At 71.5% G+C, this 18,380-nt stretch carries 19 protein-coding genes; 16 read left to right on the top strand and 3 right to left on the bottom strand.

Annotated features, from left to right (window positions below; genetic code table 11):
• Positions 1 to 10: 10 nt before the first annotated feature.
• Positions 11 to 643, top strand: a complete 633-nt coding sequence (locus L0P92_RS22895; RefSeq protein ID WP_234764704.1) for a VOC family protein — start codon at positions 11 to 13, stop codon at positions 641 to 643.
• Positions 644 to 705: 62 nt separating this feature from the next.
• Positions 706 to 1,113: a VOC family protein gene (locus L0P92_RS22890; RefSeq protein WP_234764703.1), complete on the top strand. Its 408-nt coding sequence runs from the start codon at positions 706 to 708 to the stop codon at positions 1,111 to 1,113.
• Here the strand turns inward: L0P92_RS22890 and L0P92_RS22885 are convergent.
• Together L0P92_RS22885 and L0P92_RS22880 are read right to left on the bottom strand one after the other, a co-directional pair.
• Positions 1,090 to 1,776, bottom strand: a complete 687-nt coding sequence (locus tag L0P92_RS22885) for a helix-turn-helix domain-containing protein (RefSeq protein ID WP_234764702.1) — start codon at positions 1,774 to 1,776, stop codon at positions 1,090 to 1,092. The genes L0P92_RS22890 and L0P92_RS22885 overlap by 24 nt on opposite strands.
• 107 nt (positions 1,777 to 1,883) lie before the next feature.
• Complete coding sequence (locus L0P92_RS22880; protein ID WP_234764701.1) at positions 1,884 to 2,819, bottom strand: AraC family transcriptional regulator; 936 nt, start codon at positions 2,817 to 2,819, stop codon at positions 1,884 to 1,886.
• A gap of 80 nt (positions 2,820 to 2,899) precedes the next feature.
• Here L0P92_RS22880 and L0P92_RS22875 point away from each other — a divergent pair, with 80 nt between their 5' ends.
• The gene (locus tag L0P92_RS22875; RefSeq protein ID WP_234764700.1) at positions 2,900 to 3,751 is read left to right on the top strand and encodes a Rossmann-fold NAD(P)-binding domain-containing protein; all 852 of its coding nucleotides are present in this window, start codon (positions 2,900 to 2,902) and stop codon (positions 3,749 to 3,751) included.
• A gap of 13 nt (positions 3,752 to 3,764) precedes the next feature.
• Here the strand turns inward: L0P92_RS22875 and L0P92_RS22870 are convergent, their stop codons facing one another.
• Positions 3,765 to 4,910: a YihY/virulence factor BrkB family protein gene (locus L0P92_RS22870; RefSeq protein ID WP_234764699.1), complete on the bottom strand. Its 1,146-nt coding sequence runs from the start codon at positions 4,908 to 4,910 to the stop codon at positions 3,765 to 3,767.
• A 135-nt stretch (positions 4,911 to 5,045) separates the two neighbouring features.
• On the opposite strand from L0P92_RS22870, the gene L0P92_RS22865 reads away from it, so the two are divergent.
• From L0P92_RS22865 to L0P92_RS22805, 13 genes are all read left to right on the top strand, one after another.
• On the top strand, positions 5,046 to 6,680 hold the full coding sequence (locus L0P92_RS22865) for an acyl-CoA dehydrogenase family protein (protein ID WP_234764698.1): 1,635 nt from the start codon (positions 5,046 to 5,048) through the stop codon (positions 6,678 to 6,680).
• Between the two features lie 331 nt (positions 6,681 to 7,011).
• A complete protein-coding gene (locus L0P92_RS22860; protein ID WP_234764696.1) occupies positions 7,012 to 8,301 on the top strand; it encodes a GAF domain-containing protein in 1,290 nt (429 codons plus the stop codon).
• Positions 8,302 to 8,458: 157 nt separating this feature from the next.
• On the top strand, positions 8,459 to 9,748 hold the full coding sequence (locus L0P92_RS22855; protein WP_234764695.1) for a hypothetical protein: 1,290 nt from the start codon (positions 8,459 to 8,461) through the stop codon (positions 9,746 to 9,748).
• Between the two features lie 119 nt (positions 9,749 to 9,867).
• A complete protein-coding gene (locus L0P92_RS22850) occupies positions 9,868 to 10,440 on the top strand; it encodes a GNAT family N-acetyltransferase (protein ID WP_234764693.1) in 573 nt (190 codons plus the stop codon).
• A 127-nt stretch (positions 10,441 to 10,567) separates the two neighbouring features.
• Positions 10,568 to 10,651 (top strand): putative leader peptide, encoded by an 84-nt coding sequence (locus L0P92_RS45745; RefSeq protein WP_310591794.1) that lies wholly within the window; start codon positions 10,568 to 10,570, stop codon positions 10,649 to 10,651.
• A 128-nt stretch (positions 10,652 to 10,779) separates the two neighbouring features.
• The gene (locus tag L0P92_RS22845) at positions 10,780 to 12,477 is read left to right on the top strand and encodes a nitrite/sulfite reductase (RefSeq protein ID WP_234764692.1); all 1,698 of its coding nucleotides are present in this window, start codon (positions 10,780 to 10,782) and stop codon (positions 12,475 to 12,477) included.
• The gene (locus tag L0P92_RS22840) at positions 12,474 to 12,662 is read left to right on the top strand and encodes a hypothetical protein (protein ID WP_234764691.1); all 189 of its coding nucleotides are present in this window, start codon (positions 12,474 to 12,476) and stop codon (positions 12,660 to 12,662) included. Before L0P92_RS22845 ends, L0P92_RS22840 begins: the two co-directional genes overlap by 4 nt.
• Positions 12,659 to 13,369 (top strand): phosphoadenylyl-sulfate reductase, encoded by a 711-nt coding sequence (locus L0P92_RS22835; RefSeq protein ID WP_234764690.1) that lies wholly within the window; start codon positions 12,659 to 12,661, stop codon positions 13,367 to 13,369. The genes L0P92_RS22840 and L0P92_RS22835 overlap by 4 nt, the downstream gene beginning before the upstream one ends.
• 3 nt (positions 13,370 to 13,372) lie before the next feature.
• Positions 13,373 to 13,960, top strand: coding sequence for an adenylyl-sulfate kinase (gene cysC, locus L0P92_RS22830; RefSeq protein ID WP_234764689.1), 588 nt, complete (start codon positions 13,373 to 13,375; stop codon positions 13,958 to 13,960).
• A complete protein-coding gene (gene cysD, locus L0P92_RS22825) occupies positions 13,957 to 14,904 on the top strand; it encodes a sulfate adenylyltransferase subunit CysD (protein ID WP_234764688.1) in 948 nt (315 codons plus the stop codon). Before cysC ends, cysD begins: the two co-directional genes overlap by 4 nt.
• A 2-nt stretch (positions 14,905 to 14,906) precedes the next feature.
• A complete protein-coding gene (locus tag L0P92_RS22820; protein ID WP_234764687.1) occupies positions 14,907 to 16,241 on the top strand; it encodes a sulfate adenylyltransferase subunit 1 in 1,335 nt (444 codons plus the stop codon).
• Positions 16,242 to 16,448: 207 nt separating this feature from the next.
• Entirely contained in the window at positions 16,449 to 17,549 is a 1,101-nt protein-coding gene (locus tag L0P92_RS22810) for an aliphatic sulfonate ABC transporter substrate-binding protein (protein ID WP_234764685.1), read from the top strand.
• A gap of 42 nt (positions 17,550 to 17,591) precedes the next feature.
• Positions 17,592 to 18,380, top strand: a complete 789-nt coding sequence (locus tag L0P92_RS22805; RefSeq protein WP_234764683.1) for an ABC transporter ATP-binding protein — start codon at positions 17,592 to 17,594, stop codon at positions 18,378 to 18,380.

The following is an 18,380-nucleotide window of genomic DNA, read 5'->3' as shown; positions in this document are numbered from 1 at the left end:
CTCGGCTGCGATGAACGCCATTCCCGCGCTCCTGGACCATCTCGTCCTCGCGACCCCCGACCTGTCCGCCACGGTCGCCGACTTCGCCCGACGCACCGGCGTGACCCCCGCACCGGGTGGCGTGCACATCGGGCTCGGCACCCGCAACCACCTGGTGTCCCTGGGCGGCACCGGTTACCTGGAGATCATCGGCCCCGACCCCGAGCAGTCCGCGCCCGGGCAGCCCCGCCCCTTCGAGGTCGACGGGCTCACCGCCGCGCGCACGGTCACCTGGGCGATCAGCCCGCCCGACCTGGACGCGGCCATCGAGGCAGCCCGGGCCCGGGGCTACGACCCCGGCGCGGCGCAGACGATGAGCCGCCGCAGACCCGACGGCACCCTGCTGCGGTGGCGGCTCACCGACGGCGACGACGCCCACCCCTCCGGCCTCGTCCCCTTCCTCATCGACTGGAGCGCCACGATCCACCCCACCGCCTCCGACCTGCCGGTCACTCCCCTGCTCTCGCTGTCCGCGAGCGCCCCCGACCCGGAGGAGATCCGCCCTCTGCTGTCGACGCTCGGCACGGACCTCGACCTCACGCCGGGCCCGGTGGGGATCACGTTCACGGTGGACACGCCGAGGGGCCCGGTCACGTTCCACTAGGAATCCGCCCGCTGTCCGATTCCTTCAAGACCGGCCGCCGCCCGGCTGCCTACGTTGGCCGCATGACTCCACGATTCGATGCCATCGGCCTCGTCGTCTCCGACATGGCCGCCGCTGTCACCTTCTACCGCCGCCTCGGGTTCGCGTTCCCCGAGGGCGCCGAGCACGAGCCCCACGCCGAGGCCGAGCTCCCGGGCGGGCTGCGCCTGCTGCTCGACACCGAGGCGACGGTGCGGTCGTTCCTCCCCCACTGGCAGCCGCCCAGCGGCGGCGGCCGCCACTCCCTGGCGATGCGCTGCGACGACCCGAGCGAGGTCGACGCGGTGTACGAGGAACTCGTCGGCGCCGGCTACCACGGCGAGCTCAAGCCGTGGGACGCCTTCTGGGGCCAGCGGTACGCCTGCGTGCTCGACCCGGACGGCAACGGCGTGGACCTGTTCGCGCCCCTATCCGCCACGCCGGCCGAGTAGCTCCCCGAGCGGAAGCCCCGCCAGTTCCTTCACGTCCCGGGCCAGGTGGGCCTGATCGGCGAACCCGGTCCGCACGGCCGTCTCGGCGAAGCCCACGCCCTCCCGGGCCAGCGCGAGAGCCCGTTGCAGCCGCAGGATCCGGGCGAGCGTCTTGGGACCGTACCCGAAGGCGGCGAGCGACCTGCGGTGCAACTGCCGTGCGCCGACGCCGAGTTCGTCGGCGGTGGCGGCGACCGGACGCCCGGCGTGGAGCGCCCCGACCAGCCGGTCCAGCAGGGGGTCCGACGGGGTCGCCGCACGTTCCAGTACGACCTCTTCGAGCGCCGTCGCGGGATCGGCAGCGGCCGCGACACGCCCTTGCAGCCGCCGCACCTCCGCCGCGGGCCACAACTCGCCCAACTCCACACGCCGGTCCCGCAGTTCATACCCCGGCACCCCGAAGAAGGCGGGCGCGGTCCCCGGCCCGAAGCGCAGCCCCGCCCAGGCACTCGGCGCGCCCTCGGTGACGTACGCCCGCGTGTCGGGTCCAGCGACCAGCAGCCGCCCGTCGTTCCAGAGCAGATCCATACACCCGTCGGGCAGCACACGCCCGGTGCCGGGAGCGTCAGGGGCGTTCGTCCAGACCACGGCACCAGGCACTCGTGAAGCCCACTCCGCGTACATACAAACGAGGCTACGCGGCCACCCCCTTAGGGGCGCGGGGAACTGCGCGACCAGCCCCAACACCGCCGCACCCCGCAAAGCACCGAACCCCCCACGGCGAATCCGTCCTACCCCACCACCCGCGCCCGATACTCCTGCGGACTAACCCCATAAACCCTCTTGAACGCACTGGACAACGCAAACGCACCCCCATACCCCACCCTGCGGGCAATCGCATCCAGCGTCTCCCCACCCCGCAACGCATCCGCCGCAAGCCCGAGCCGCCACCCCGTCAGATACGTCATCGGCGGCTCCCCCACCAACTCCGTGAACCGCCGAGCCAGCGCCGCCCGGGACACCCCCGCCTTGCCGGCCAGCGAGGCCACCGTCCACGGGTGGGCCGGATCGTCCTGGACGAGCCGCAGCACCCGCCCGACGACCGGGTCGGCCATGGCCCGGTACCAGGCCGGGGCCTCCGCCTCCGGACGGGAGAACCAGGCCCTCAGCGCGGCGATGACCAGCAGATCGAGCAGCCGGTCCAGGACGACCTCCTGCCCGGGCTCGTCGCGGACGATCTCGTCCATGAGGTACAGCGTCAGCGGGCAGTCCCACACGTCGGCCGTCAGGCACAGCAGCGGCGGCAACGCGTTCAGCAGCCGCCCGCTGATCTCGCCCTGCCACAGATACGTTCCGATCAGCATCACGGCCGACCCGTCCAGCCGGTCGCCCCACGTACGCACGCCCAGGTCCATCGAGCCGTTGAGGGAGCGTCCGTCGGGGTAGCGGCACTCGGCGCCCGGGAGGATCAGCGCCTGGGGAGGGGTGCCGGGGGCGTCGGCGCACGTGTAGGGGTCGGGGCCGCGGGCGATGGCGAGGTCGCCGGGCCGCAGCCGGACTGGTTCGCCCTGGTCGGGGATCACCCAGGCGTCGCCGCGGACCATGACCATGACGGTGAGCGGGGCGCGGTCCTCGATGCGGATGGACCAGGGCGGCTCGAAACACGCGCGGATCATGAAGGCGCCACGCGCGCGTGGGCCCTCCAACAGACCTGCAAGGGCGTCCATGGCGTCAGCGTAGACGGCCGCGCATGGGAATGAGCCGTTCAGCGATGGGCCGTTGGGGCGGGCGGCCGTTGACTGGAGGCATGACGCAGAACACAGCCGAGACGGCGAACACGCGGCGGATGACGGTGGTGGTGACCGGTGCTTCGGGTCGTACGGGGAGCCGGGTGGCGGAAGCCGCGCGCGGGGCGGGGCTCAGGGTGCGGGCCGCGTCCCGGGCGCAGGGCTTCGACTGGGAGGACCCGACGACGTGGGCTCAGACCCTGCGGGGCGCGGACGCGGCGTATCTGATGTACCCCTCCGACGTGGGCTCCCCGGCTGCGGCCGAGGGCGTCGGGGCGCTGGCGCGGGAGGCGGTGGGGCTCGGGGTGCGGCGGCTGGTGCTGCTGTCGGCGCGCGGTGAGGACCAGGCGTTGCCGACCGAGGCGGCGCTGACGTCGTCCGGGGCGGACTGGACGGTCGTACGGGCGGCGTGGTTCTCGCAGAACTTCAGCGAGGGGCCGCTGGTGGAGGGGTTGGTCCACGGGGAGCTGGTCTTCCCGGCCGGGGAGGTGAAGGAGCCGTTCGTCGACGTGCGGGACATCGCGGACGTGGTGACGGCGGTGCTGACGTCCGGTGTCCGGTATGCGGGGCAGAGGCTGGAACTGACCGGGCCGCGGCTGCTGTCCTGGCGGGAGGCGGTCGCGGAGATCTCCGAGGCGTCGGGCGGCACGATCACGTACACGCCGGTCCCGACGCGGGCCTACGGCGAGGCCCTGACCGGCTTCGGGGTGCCGCCCGAGGAGGCCGAGCTCCTGATGGAGGTCTTCGACACCCTCATGGACGGCCGCAACGCCCATGTCACGGACGATGTCCGCCAGGTGCTGGGTCGTGCGCCGCGCGACTTCGCCGACTTCGCGCGGGAGGCCGCGGCGGCGGGGGCGTGGAAGGCCTGAAGCCGGCCAGGCCCTAGGAGTCCTCTGGCTTGTGGGGCGGGTGGTGGTGGGTGCTCTTGGCGTGGGTGCGCAGCCGCGAGGTCACGTCCTCCGGTGGCAGGAAGCGGGTCCAGCGCTCGGGGAACTCCGACGGCATGTCCGGGTCCTCGGGGTCGTGGTCGTGGGCCGCGGCGGCCCGGGCGACGTACTCGGCGACCTGGGCCTCGCGCAGCCGTTCGTTGGCGGCGCGGGCCGCGGCCGTCGCGGCGGCCGGCCAGACCCGGTCGATCGCGGCGTTGACCGCGGCCCCGACGAGCACGGCGAACGCGGACACGCCGATCCACAGCATCACGGCGACGGCGGCGGCGAGGGAGCCGTAGATCGACGCGCCCTCGATGGTGTTGGTCAGGTAGATGCGCAGCAGGAAGCTGCCCAGCACCCACATGCCGAGGGCGACCAGCGCGCCGGGCACGTCCTCGATCCACGGTGAGCGCACGGGCACGGACACGTGGTACAGCGTGGTCAGGAACGCGATCGACAGGACGATCACGACCGGCCAGTACAGGACCTGCACCAGGGTCTCCGACCAGGGCACGATCCGTACGACCGCGTCCGGTCCGGCCACCATCAGCGGCAGCGCCACCGAGCCGATCAGCAGAGCCGCGATGAACAGCAGGAACGCCACAAGGCGGGTCTTGACGATGCCGCGGACGCCGTCGAGGCCGTACATCACGGTGATGGTGTCTATGAAGACGTTCACCGCGCGCGACCCGGACCACAGGGCGAAGAGGAAGCCGACGGAGATGACGTCGGGGCGGCCGCCGTGCATCACGTCGTCCAGGATCGGCTGGGCGATCTGGCGCACGCCCTTGTCGGACAGGACGGTGCGCGAGGCCTCGATGAGGTTGGCCTCCAGGCTGCTGATGGTGTCGGTGCCGGTCCAGTCGTCGACGTAGCCGAGGAGGCCGATCATGCTGAGCAGCAGCGGCGGCACGGACAGCAGCGTGAAGAACGCGGCCTCGGCGGCGAGGCCGAGGATGCGGTACTCGATGCAGGAGTTGACGGTGTCCTTGAGCAGCAGCCAGGCGGTCCTGCGCTTCGAGACGTTCCGGTAGAGGACACGCGCCCGGTGGAGACGCCCGGAGGGCTGCTGGGGGGACGGTTCACTTGCTGGCTGCACGACCTAAAGGTATCCGCCGTGCGAGGGCGCACTCACCGCGGCGCCGGGTCCGGTGCCCGCCGCCCACCCGTCCCGCCGCCCCGGTGCCGTGTCACGGTGGAGACCGGCGCCTCGCGGAGGGATAGGTTCACAGCCATGGCAGGCAGCACGCACACCGTGACCAACCAGCCCCCGCCCCTTGTCGGGTACGACGCCTACACCTGCGACCGGGCGCTGAGCGAGGCCGTCGAACGTCATCTCGCCCCGGAGCTGCTGGCAGAGGCCGGGGACGAGCTGGCGGCCCTCGGGAAGACCTGCGGGTCGGCGCAGGTGCAGGAGTGGGGGGTGCTGGCCAACGAGCACCCGCCGACGCTGCGCACCCATGACCGCTACGGCCACCGGGTCGACGAGGTCGACTTCCATCCGGCCTGGCACCGGCTGCTCGGCAAGGGCGTCGCGGCGGGCCTGACCGCGGCCTGGACGCGTCCCGGCGGCCATGTCCGGCGGGCGGCCGCCTTCTTCCTCTGGACCCAGGTCGAGGCCGGCAACGGCTGCCCGCTGTCCATGACCCATGCCGCCGTCCCCGCCCTGCGCACGGATCCCGGCCTCGCCGCCGAGTGGGAGCCGCGGCTGACGTCCATGATCTACGACCGTGAGCTGCGGCCCGCCGGACAGAAGGCCGGGGCGCTGTTCGGGATGGGCATGACGGAGAAGCAGGGCGGCAGCGACGTACGGGCCAACACCACGGCCGCGACGCCGCTCGCCGAAGCCGGCACGTACGCGCTGACCGGCCACAAGTGGTTCTGCTCGGCGCCGATGTCGGACGGCTTCCTGGTCCTCGCGCAGGCGCCCGCGGGCCTCACCTGCTTCCTCGTCCCGCGCGTGCTGGAGGACGGCAGCCGCAACGTCTTCCGGATCCAGCGCCTGAAGAACAAGCTGGGCAACCGCTCCAACGCCTCCGCCGAGGTCGAGTTCGACGGGACCTGGGCGCGCCGGGTGGGTGAGGAGGGCCGAGGGGTCCGCACCATCATCGAGATGGTGGCGGCGACCCGCCTCGACTGTGTGCTCGGCTCGGCGGGACTGATGCGGCAGGCCGTCGCGCAGGCGGTCCACCACTGCGCCCACCGCGAGGCGTTCGGCGGAAAGCTCGTCGACAAGCCCCTGATGCGCAACGTCCTGGCCGACCTCGCCGTCGAGTCCGAGGCGGCGACCGTCCTCGCCATGCGCCTGGCCGCCGCCTACGACGACGGCGGCGAGCAGGAGCGCGCCCTGCTGCGGATCGCGGTGCCGACCGCCAAGTACTGGGTGACCAAGCGCTGCACGCCCCTCACGGTCGAGGCCTCCGAATGCCTGGGCGGCAACGGCTACGTCGAGGACTCCGGCATGCCCCGCCTGGTCCGCGAGTCCCCCCTGAACTCGATCTGGGAGGGCGCCGGCAACGTCCAGGCCCTGGACGTCCTCCGCGCCCTCCAACGCGAGCCCACGGCCCTCAACGCCTACCTCCAGGAGGTCGGCAAGGCCCGCGGCGCCGACCACCGCCTGGACACAGCGATCAAGGCCCTCCTCACAGAACTGGCCGACCTGGACCACATCGAGTCCCGAGCCCGCCGCCTGACCGAACTCCTGGCCCTGGTCCTCCAGGGCTCCCTCCTGGTCCGCTTCGCTCCCCCAGAGGTGGCGGACGCGTTCTGTGCCTCGCGGCTGGGAGTGGACGGAGGCAGGGCGTTCGGAACGCTGCCGCCAACTCTGAACCTGCGCTCGCTGGTGGACCGGTCAAGGCCGCAGGCCTGACCGAGGGGCGCGGGGAACTGCGCGACCAGCCCCCACCGGCCCGCACTCGCCGACGAGACAGTCCCCGGCACCCCACCCGAGGCGCCCTGCTCAACCGCCGGAGGTAGGGGGTGGTGCTGCGCCGACACGGCACCACCCCCACCATGGCCCGTTCGAGGCCGCGAACGCCGCTCGGGACGGCGTCGCTCAAGTTTCAACCAGCCCAGAGCCGTCCACCAGGGTTGCAAGGGGTTGCAACTTGTTGGCGACTGTGTGCGGAGTGTGTGCCTCCACGAGCGGCGGGCGGCACTATGAGACACACGGTCAGGACACACCCGAACCGGGAGGACCCTTGGCGCACTCGCCGACGGACGTGACGCAGCTGGCCGCCGTGGACGCGGCGCGGGCGGCGCGAGTACTCAGCGAGGTCCGCGCCGCCACGCTGTCCGGCCAGCGCGCGCCCCTCGCGCCGCGCCCGGTGATCGAGCAGTCCTGGTCCCGCATGCTGCGCAGCGGCCTCGACCCGGACCACGACTTCCGGTCCAATCTGCTGACCCGCGAGGAGGTGCAGCGGCGCCGGGAGGGCACCACGCTCAGACATGTCCTGCCGGTGCTGCGCGAGGGCCTGCTGTCGGTCGCGGACGTCGCCCACCACATCATGGTCGTCGCCGACGACGACGGCCGGGTGCTGTGGCGGGAGGGCAATTCCTCCGTGCTGCGCAAGGCCGACCACCTCGGCTTCGAGCTCGGCGCCGACTGGCGCGAAAGCGTCGTCGGCACGAACGGCGTGGGCACCCCGGCGGTGGTGCGCCGGCCCGTGCAGGTCTTCGCCTCCGAGCACTTCCAGCGCTCGCAGACCTCCTGGACCTGCACCGGCGCCCCCATCACGGATCCCCGGGACGGCAGGCTGATCGGCGTGGTGGACGTCAGCGGGCCGCTGGAGACCATGCATCCGGCGACGCTCGCCTGGGTCGACTCGGTGGCCAAGCTCGCCGAGGCCCGGCTGCGGGAGCTGCATCTGACGTCGCTGGAGCGGTTGCGCGCGGTGGCGGCGCCGGTGCTGGCCCGGCTGTCCGGCCGGGCCCTGGTGGTGGACCGGGACGGCTGGACGGCGGCGGTGTCCGGGATGCCGTACACGCACCGGATCGCGCTGCCCAAGTCGCTGTCGCCGGGACGGCGGTGGCTGCCGCCGCTGGGCCTGTGCTCGGTGGAGCCGCTGGCGGGCGGCTGGCTGCTGCGGGCCTCCGAGGAGCTGGTGCCGTCCGCGGCGACCCGGATCGCGCTGGACCTGACCCAGCCGCGCCGCTGGTCGGTGACGGTGTCCGGCGGCGCGGGTTCCTGGAGCCATGAACTGAGTCCCCGGCACGCCGAGTTGCTGTATCTGCTGGCCCTGCACCGGGCGGGGCGCAGCGCCGCCGGGCTGGCCGAGGACGTGTTCGGGGACGCGGGCCGTACGGTGACGGTGCGCGCCGAGATGTCCCGGGTGCGGCGCTACCTCGGGGCGTTCCTGGAGCATCGGCCGTACCGCTTCCGTGAGGACGCGGAGGTCGAGGTGCTGCTGCCGGCCGACCCGCGCGATCTGCTGCCGCACTCGACGGCGCCCGCGGTGGCGCGGGGGCGGATCTCGGCCGACGCGCCCTGAGTCCGACGGCCCGCGGAGTGCATCTTCCGCATATTTGCGGGGTCTTAGTCCGCAACCGTGCTCAACTGCCGTAGCATCCCTGTACGGGCCGCCCCACCTGCTCCTTTGGTCAACGCACAGACCAATAGCCGCAGTTGGCCCGCCTCGGGAGGTTGTGATGAAGCACCGCGGCAGACACCGCCGACGCAAGCAGGGCCGCGCGGTGCGCGCGTTCCTCGCCGGAACCGCCCTCGCGCTCACCGCCGCCGCCACGATGATCAGCGCGTCGCAGGCCACGGTCGGCGACAACCCCGGGGCGCTGGAGCCGCTCACCAGGGCCGGGGAGACCCGTGCGCTGCGACTCCAGGAGCATCTGGTCCCGCAGGCCACGCTGGACGAGCTCGCCGCCGGTATGGGCAAGCCCGTCGGTGTCGGTGCCGTGCTGGAGACCGCCGACCGGAGTCTGCGTACCGCGTCCGGCTGTACGGCCGAGGAGCGCACGGCGCTGCCGGTCGCGCCGGCGGCCACCCGCGCGTACTGCTGGGACGCCGCCGACACCCGCGCCTGGCGGGCGGGCGCGGTCACCACCTCGGGCGACGCCGACGACGACGGCTGGTGGAACGACCACCGGGTGCTGCTCGCCGGCTGGAGCCAGGGCTCCGCCGACCGGGGTCTGGCCCGGGTCGCCTTCGTCGACGCGAACGACCTGAGCCGCCTCAGGTACGCGTCGGCCCTCCTGGTCGTCCCGGTGGACGGCGGACGGGACTACCGCGCTCTGCCGTCCCACCTCTCGGGCATGGTCTGGTACCAGGACAAGCTGCTGGTCACCGCGGGCGACGGCCTGTACGTGTACGACATGAACCGCGTCCAGCGCACCACGGTGGACAGCGCCGCGGTGGGCCGCGTCGAGCGGGGCTGGTCGGCGCACGGCTACCGCTTCGTCCTGCCGGCCGTCGGCTCGTACCGGCTGACCGGCGAAAGCGCCGCCCCGGCGCTCGGCGGTATCTCCCTCGACCGCGCCACGGCGCCCGACAGCCTGGTCGCGAGCGAGCGGACCGCCGCCGGCAGCGACCGGCACGCCCGTCTGTGGCGCTACGACTTCAGCAGGGACCCGGCCCGCCCCGGCCTGCTCTCCACCGACGCCACCGGATCCGCCTCCGCGGTCGAGGCGTACGAGACGGAGGCCTCCGGCATCGCGGGTGTCCTCTCGCACCCGTCGGCCGGGACGGATCTCTCCGACTGGTACGTCAGCCGCGCCCCGGGCGCCACCGACCGGCAGGGCAGTCTGTGGCGCCAGGACACCGAGGGCGCCAAGGCGACCCGCTGCGGCTCGGAGGACGCGCCCCGCTGCTGGGGCGTCCAGGCCGGCTCGCTGTCGTACTGGGAGGCGACCGGCGAGGTCTGGTCCCAGTCGGGCCGGGCACTGTTCGCCCTGCCGCTGAGTTCGATCGATTCGGCGCTGGGCTGAAGCGCCCCGAAGGGGGGGCGGGCCGTATCGATGTGCGGCTCCGCCGCGCGGGCTCGACCAGCCACAACGAACCCGCGGACAATCGACAGACCCCCCATTCGGATGATTTTCTGACCACCATGCCCAACATCGCCGTGACCACCTGGTCCCTGGAGCAGACGTCCCCGACCGACCTCCTCCCGGCCGCCGCCCCGGAGGGCGACGTGAGGATCGTCCGCTCCGAGGTGCTGTCCCCCGAGTTCAGCCGCTTCCTGTACACCTCTGTCGGCGGCGACGTCCTCTGGACCGACCAGCTCGGCTGGACGTACGCGCAGTGGCAGGCGCATCTGGAGCGTCCGGGTGTCGAGACGTGGGTCGCCTACGAGCGGGGGACGCCCGCGGGGTACCTGGAGCTGAGCCCGCAGGACGACGGCGTCGTGGAGATCGAGCACTTCGGCCTGATCCCGGCCTTCCGCGGCCGCCGGATCGGAGGTCATCTGCTGTCGTACGGCGCCGCGCGTGCCTGGGATCTCGCGGAGCGCTGGCCGGGGCTGGCGCGGACGAAGCGGGTCTGGCTGCACACCTGCAGCAAGGACGGCGAGCACGCCATGGACAACTATCTGCGTCGTGGCTTCAAGCTCTTCGACACCAAGGTCGAGGAGGAGGCCGTGGTGGCCACGCCCGGACCGTGGCCCGGGGCTTACCCTGGCTGAGCTGGCGAGAAACGGTCCGAAACAGGCCATGTGACCGACACCACCCTTGTCTCACTCTCCGGGACAAGGGTGTCCGCATCTTGGACGAAGCTGGACTGTGTCCAGATCGCCGTGACACGCTTCCGTCATGTCTGGAACTGGAATTGCCTTGGTGAGTCGGCGGCACGTCGACCTCGGCCGCATGTCCAGCGCCATCTGTCCGGCGCGCTGACAGCCCCGCAGCGCCCGACATCTCTCTTTTTCCGCTTCATTCCCGCGCAATGCCGCGCACCTATACCCATGCGCCCGTATGCGCAGGTCAGAGCCGAATTCCCGCCTGTCCCGAAGGACGTAACCACCATGGCCGCCACCCCGCAGAAACCTGCCGCCACGACTCCCCGCCGCAAGGTGAGCCGTCACCGCGGTGAGGGTCAGTGGGCCGCGGGGCACCACACCCCGCTGAACGGCAACGAACAGTTCAAGAAGGACGATGACGGTCTCAATGTGCGGACACGCATTGAGACGATCTACTCCAAGCGGGGCTTCGACTCGATCGACCCCAACGACCTGCGCGGCCGGATGCGCTGGTGGGGCCTGTACACCCAGCGCAAGCCCGGGATCGACGGCGGCAAGACCGCGATCCTGGAGCCGGAGGAGCTGGACGACAAGTACTTCATGCTGCGGGTGCGCATCGACGGCGGTCGCCTCACCACTCAGCAGCTGCGGGTGATCGGCGAGATCTCCGAGGAGTTCGCGCGCGGCAGCGCGGACATCACCGACCGGCAGAACATCCAGCTGCACTGGATCCGCATCGAGGACGTCCCGGAGATCTGGGACCGCCTGGAGGCGGTCGGGCTGTCCACCACCGAGGCCTGCGGCGACTGCCCCCGTGTCGTCATCGGCTCGCCGGTCGCCGGGATCGCCGAGGACGAGATCATCGACGGCACCTGGGCGATCGACGAGATCCACGAGCGGTACATCGGCAGCAAGGAGTTCTCCAACCTGCCGCGCAAGTTCAAGACGGCGATCTCCGGCTCCCCGCTGCTCGACGTGGTCCACGAGATCAACGACATCGCGTTCGTCGGTGTCGAGCACCCCGAGCACGGCCCCGGCTTCGACCTGTGGGTCGGCGGCGGGCTGTCCACCAACCCGAAGCTCGGCGTCCGGCTCGGCGCCTGGGTGCCGCTGGACGAGGTGCCCGAGGTGTGGGCCGGCGTGGTCGGCATCTTCCGGGACTGGGGTTACCGGCGCCTTCGGACGCGCGCCCGCCTGAAGTTCCTCGTCGCCGACTGGGGCCCGGAGAAGTTCCGGCAGGTCCTGGAGGACGACTACCTGAAGCGCAAGATGGTCGACGGTCCCGCGCCCGCCGACCCCGCGGGCCGCTGGCGCGACCACGTCGGGGTGCACCGGCAGAAGGACGGCCGCTACTACGTCGGTTTCGCGCCGCGCGTCGGCCGGGTCGACGGCGCCACGCTCACGAAGATCGCCGAGGTGGCCGAGGCGCACGGCTCGAACCGGGTCCGCACCACCGTCGAGCAGAAGATGATCGTCCTCGATGTCGAGGAGGCGCAGGTCGAGCCGCTGGTCGAGGCCCTTGAGGCGCTGGACCTGACGGCCAAGCCGTCCCCGTTCCGGCGCGGCACCATGGCCTGCACCGGCATCGAGTACTGCAAGCTCGCCATCGTCGAGACCAAGGCGCGCGGCTCCCAGCTGATCGACGAACTCGAGCGCCGCATCCCGGAGTTCGACGAGCCGATCACCATCAACCTCAACGGCTGCCCGAACGCCTGTGCCCGTATCCAGGTGGCGGACATCGGTCTCAAGGGGCAGCTGGTCCTCAACGACCAGGGCGAGCAGGTCGAGGGCTACCAGGTGCACCTCGGTGGCGCACTGGGCCTGGAGGCCGGCTTCGGCCGCAAGGTGCGTGGCCTGAAGGTCACCTCCGACGAGCTGCCCGACTACGTCGAGCGTGTGCTGAAGCGTTTCCAGGACGAGCGCGAGGACGGCGAGCGGTTCGCCGCCTGGGCCGCGCGCGCCTCCGAGGAGGCCCTGTCATGAGCGAGCGGGCCGCCCCCTTCTACTGCCCCTACTGCGGCGACGAGGACCTCCGGCCGAGTGAGGCCTTGGAGGGCAGCCACGGCGCGTGGGAATGCGCGGCGTGCAACCGCGCATTCCAGTTGAAGTTCCTCGGGCTGCTCGCCCGGGGCCTTCAGCACAACGACGCAGGGGGAAAACAGATATGACGACGCTTCAGGAAGAGCGCACGACCGACGATCTGAAGGCGCTCGCCGAGCAGGCGGGCCGCGACCTGGAGGACGCCTCCGCGCTGGAGATCCTCCAGTGGGCGGTCGACACCTTCGGCAAGCGCTTCTGCGTGACCTCGTCGATGGAGGACGCGGTGGTCGCCCACCTCGCCTCACGCGCGATGCCCGGCGTGGACGTCGTGTTCCTCGACACCGGCTACCACTTCGAGGAGACCATCGGCACCCGGGACGCGGTCGAGGCCGTGATGGACGTCAACGTCATCACCCTCACCCCGCGCCGGACGGTCGCCGAGCAGGACGCCGAGTACGGCCCGAAGCTGCACGACCGCGACCCCGACCTGTGCTGCAAGCTGCGCAAGGTCGAGCCGCTGGAGCGGGGCCTGAAGGACTATGTGGCCTGGGCGACCGGTCTGCGCCGCGACGAGTCCCCGACCCGGGCGAACACCCCGGTCGTCGGCTGGGACGAGAAGCGCCGGAAGGTCAAGATCTCCCCGATCGCCCGCTGGACGCAGGACGACGTCGACGCCTACGTCACCGAGCACGGCGTCCTCACCAACCCGCTGCTGATGGACGGCTACGCCTCCGTCGGCTGCGCCCCCTGCACCCGCCGGGTCCTCGAGGGCGAGGACGCCCGCGCCGGCCGCTGGGCGGGCCGCGCCAAGACCGAGTGCGGGCTGCACGGCTGACCCATGACCGAGTCCTCGGCGTTTCCCACGCCTTCTGCGAATTTGGAGAACCACGTGACGAGCGGAGCCACCGTCTGGCTCACGGGTCTGCCGAGCGCCGGCAAGACCACCATCGCCTACGAACTGGCCGGCCGGCTCCGCGAGGAGGGCCACCGCGTCGAGGTGCTCGACGGCGACGAGATCCGCGAGTTCATCTCGGCGGGCCTCGGCTTCAGCCGCGAGGACCGGCACACCAACGTGCAGCGCATCGGCTTCCTCGCCGAACTGCTCGCCCGTAACGGCGTGAAGGCGCTCGTCCCCGTGATCGCGCCCTACGCCGACAGCCGTGACGCGGTGCGCAAGCGCCACCAGGAGGGCGGGACGGCGTACCTCGAGGTGCACGTGGCCACGCCGGTCGAGGTGTGCTCCGTACGCGATGTGAAGGGGCTGTACGCCAAGCAGGCCGCGGGCGAGCTGACCGGCCTGACCGGGGTCGACGACCCGTACGAGACGCCCGAGTCGCCCGATCTGCGGATCGAGTCGCAGAACCAGACGGTCCAGGAATCCGCGGGCGCGGTCCACGCGCTGCTCACCGAGAGGGGACTGGCATGACGACGACCGTTGCCACGGTCAAGGGGGGCGAGGACGGTACGGACTCCCCGTACGCCCTCTCCCACCTGGACGCGCTGGAATCCGAGGCCGTCCACATCTTCCGTGAGGTGGCGGGCGAGTTCGAGCGGCCGGTGATCCTTTTCTCCGGCGGCAAGGACTCCATCGTCATGCTGCACCTGGCGCTGAAGGCGTTCGCTCCGGCGCCGGTGCCGTTCACGCTGCTGCACGTCGACACGGGGCACAACTTCCCCGAGGTCATCGAGTACCGCGACCGCACGGTCGAGAAGCACAACCTGCGGCTGCATGTCGCGTCGGTGCAGGACTACATCGACCGGGGTGTGCTCAAGGAGCGCCCGGACGGCACGCGCAACCCGCTGCAGACGGTGCCGCTGACCGAGAAGATCCAGAGCGAGAAGTTCGACGCGGTCTTCGGCGGCGGGCGGCGCGACGAGGAGAAGGCACGGGCCAAGGAGCGCGTCTTCTCGCTGCGGGACGAGTTCTCGCAGTGGGACCCGCGCCGGCAGCGGCCCGAGCTGTGGAACCTGTACAACGGCCGGCACGCGCCCGGCGAGCACGTCCGGGTGTTCCCGCTGTCCAACTGGACCGAGCTGGACGTGTGGCAGTACATCGCCCGTGAGGGCATCGAGCTGCCGGAGATCTACTTCGCGCACGAGCGTGACGTGTTCGCCCGCAGCGGCATGTGGCTGACGGCCGGCGAGTGGGGCGGGCCCAAGGACGGCGAGACCGTCGAGAAGCGGCTCATCCGCTACCGGACCGTCGGTGACATGTCCTGCACGGGTGCCGTCGACTCCGACGCGGTGACCCTGGAGCAGGTCATCGCCGAGATCGCCGCGTCCCGGCTCACCGAGCGCGGCGCCACCCGCGCCGACGACAAGCTCTCCGAGGCCGCGATGGAAGACCGTAAGCGCGAGGGGTACTTCTAATCATGAGCACGATCACGACCGAGGAGCTCTCGGCCACCACGCTGCTGCGGTTCGCCACCGCGGGCTCCGTCGACGACGGCAAGTCGACGCTGGTGGGCCGGCTGCTGCACGACTCCAAGTCGGTCCTCGCCGACCAGTTGGAGGCCGTCGAGCACGCCTCCCGCAACCGCGGCCAGGAGGCGCCCGACCTGGCGCTGCTGACGGACGGTCTGCGGGCCGAGCGCGAGCAGGGCATCACCATCGACGTGGCGTACCGCTACTTCGCCACGCCCCGGCGCCGGTTCATCCTCGCCGACACCCCCGGGCATGTGCAGTACACCCGCAACATGGTGACGGGCGCGTCGACGGCCGAGCTGACGGTGATCCTGGTCGACGCCCGCAACGGCGTCGTCGAGCAGACCCGCCGGCACGCGGCCATCGCGGCCCTGCTGCGGGTGCCGCACGTCGTGCTCGCCGTGAACAAGATGGACCTGGTCGACTACCAGGAGTCCGTGTTCGCCGCCATCGCCGAGGAGTTCACGGCGTACGCGCTGGAGCTGGGCGTCCCGGAGATCACCGCGATCCCGATCTCTGCGCTGGCCGGCGACAACGTGGTGGACCCGTCCGCGAACATGGACTGGTACGGCGGCCCGACCTTCCTGGAGCACCTGGAGACGGTCCCGGTCACCCACGACCTGAGCCACTGCCACGCGCGGCTGCCCGTGCAGGTCGTGATCCGGCCGCAGACCGCCGAGCACCCGGACTACCGGGGCTACGCGGGTCAGATCGCCGCCGGTTCGTTCCGGGTCGGCGAGTCGGTGACCGTGCTGCCGTCGGGCCGTACGTCGAAGATCTCCGGCATCGACCTGCTGGGCGAGCCGGTCGACATCGCGTGGACCACGCAGTCGGTGACCCTCCTATTGGAGGACGACATCGACATCTCGCGCGGCGACCTGATCGTGCCGACCAAGGACGCGCCGCCGACCACGCAGGACATCGAGGCCACCGTCTGCCATGTCGCCGACGCGCCGCTGACCGTAGGCCACCGGGTGCTGCTCAAGCACGGCACGCGCACGGTCAAGGCGATCGTGAAGGACATCCCGTCCCGGCTCACGCTGGACGACCTGTCCCTGCACCCGCACCCGGGACAGCTCGTCGCCAACGACATCGGCCGGGTGAAGGTCCGTACCGCCGAGCCGCTGCCGGTCGACTCCTACGCCGACTCGCGCCGTACCGGATCGTTCATCCTGATCGACCCGAACGACGGCACCACGCTCACCGCGGGCATGGTCGGCGAGTCGTTCGCCTCGCCCGAGCCGGTCAAGGACGAGGCCGAGGACGACGGGTGGGACTTCTGACATGAAGGCCCACGACGTGTACTCCACGTTCGCGAAGGAGGGCGGCCGCGTCGGCAGCGGCGCCCTCGGCAGCGGGCAGGGCGGAGTGGCGCGATGTGCGCGCTGACGTGCGTGCAGCGTGTGCGCGCCGTTCCCCACGATCCCGCCGACTCCCCGGCCACGACCTGACACGGGCGTGCCGCCGGGCCACCGAGAGGAACCCCTCCCGTGCCTGCCACCCCCGTCCTGCGACGGACGTTCGCCGTCCTGGCCGCGCTGCCGCTGCTGGCCCTCGCGGCCTGCGGCTACGGCTCCCAGGCCAAGGAGAACACGGAGCACGCCATCGCCGGGGCGGCCAAGGTCGACGGCCTGGACTCGGTGCGGATCGGCTACTTCGGGAACCTCACGCACGCCACCGCGCTGGTCGGGCGGCACGAGGGGCTGTTCCAGAAGGAGCTGGGCGGGACGACGGCCGAGTACGCCACGTTCAACGCGGGTCCCTCGGAGATCGAGGCGCTGAACTCCAAATCCATCGACATCGGCTGGATCGGTCCCTCCCCCGCCATCAACGGCTACCTCAAGTCCAACGGCACCAACCTGCGGATCATCTCCGGTTCGGCGTCGGGCGGCGTGAAGCTCGTCGTGAACCCGGAGAAGATCAAGTCCCTGAAGGACGTCAAGGGCAAGAGGATCGCCACGCCGCAGCTCGGCAACACCCAGGACGTGGCGNTCCTCAACTGGATCTCCGGGCAGGGCTGGAAGGTCGACGCGGAGAGCGGCAAGGGTGACGTGTCCGTCGTCCGTACCGACAACAAGATCACGCCGGACGCCTACAAGTCGGGGTCGATCGACGGCGCGTGGGTGCCGGAGCCGACCGCGTCGAAGCTGGTCGCCGAGGGCGGCAAGGTGCTGCTGGACGAGGCCGACCTGTGGCCGGACAAGAAGTTCGTGATCACGAACGTCATCGTGCGGCAGGACTTCCTCGAGGAGCACCCCGAGGCCGTCGAGGCCGTGCTGCGTGCCTCGGTGCGCACCAACCGGTGGATCGGCGACAACCCGGAGAAGGCGAAGGCCGCGGCGAACGCCCAGTTGAAGGCCGACACCGGGAAGGCGCTGCCGGCCGACGTGCTCGACCCGGCGTGGCGGTCCATCCAGGTCACCGACGACCCGCTGGCGGCCACGCTCGACACCGAGGCCCGGCACGCGGTCGAGGCGGGCCTGCTGCAGAAGCCGGACCTGACCGGCATCTACGACCTGGCGCCGCTGAACAAGGTCCTCAAGGCCGAGGGCGAACCCGAGGTCGACGACGCCGGGCTCGGCGTCGAGTAAGCCCCTTATTCGGATTCCGCGAGTTCCCAGGAGGTGACGACCATGGCTACCGCCCTCGCCAAGGCCGCCGACACGGATGCGTCCGTCGAGCACGCCGCCCGCATCGACCACGTCTCGAAGTCCTTCGCCGGCCCCGCCGGGCAGCAACTCGTCCTGGACGACATCACCCTCGATGTCGCGCCCGGCGAGTTCGTCACCCTCCTGGGGGCCTCGGGCTGCGGCAAGTCGACGCTGCTGAACCTGGTCGCCGGTCTGGACCGGCCCAGCACGGGCAGCATCACCACCGACGGCCGCCCCGCCCTGATGTTCCAGGAACACGCCCTCTTCCCCTGGCTGACCGCGGGCAAGAACATCGAACTCGCCCTCAAGCTGCGGGGCGTGGCCAAGGCCGAGCGGCGCGAGCGGGCCGAGGAACTCCTCGAACTGGTCCGGCTCAAGGGCGCCTACGGCAAGCGGGTCCACGAGCTGTCCGGCGGCATGCGCCAGCGGGTCGCCATGGCCCGGGCCCTCGCCCAGGACAGCCGGCTGCTGCTGATGGACGAGCCCTTCGCCGCCCTGGACGCGATCACACGCGACGTGCTGCACGACGAACTCACCCGGATCTGGCGGGAGACGGGACTGTCGGTGCTGTTCGTGACGCACAACGTGCGCGAGGCGGTACGACTGGCCCAGCGCGTCGTACTGCTGTCCTCCCGGCCGGGCCGAATCGCCCGGGAATGGACGGTCGGCATCCCGCAGCCGCGCCGCATCGAGGACTCCGAGGTCGCCGAGCTCTCGCGGGAGATCACCGAAGAACTGCGTGGGGAGATCCGCCGCCATGGCCAGCACTGA

The organism is Streptomyces muensis, assembly GCF_021474425.1.
GTDB classification, from domain to species: domain Bacteria; phylum Actinomycetota; class Actinomycetes; order Streptomycetales; family Streptomycetaceae; genus Streptomyces; species Streptomyces muensis.
This window is presented reverse-complemented; position numbering and strand designations above follow the sequence as displayed.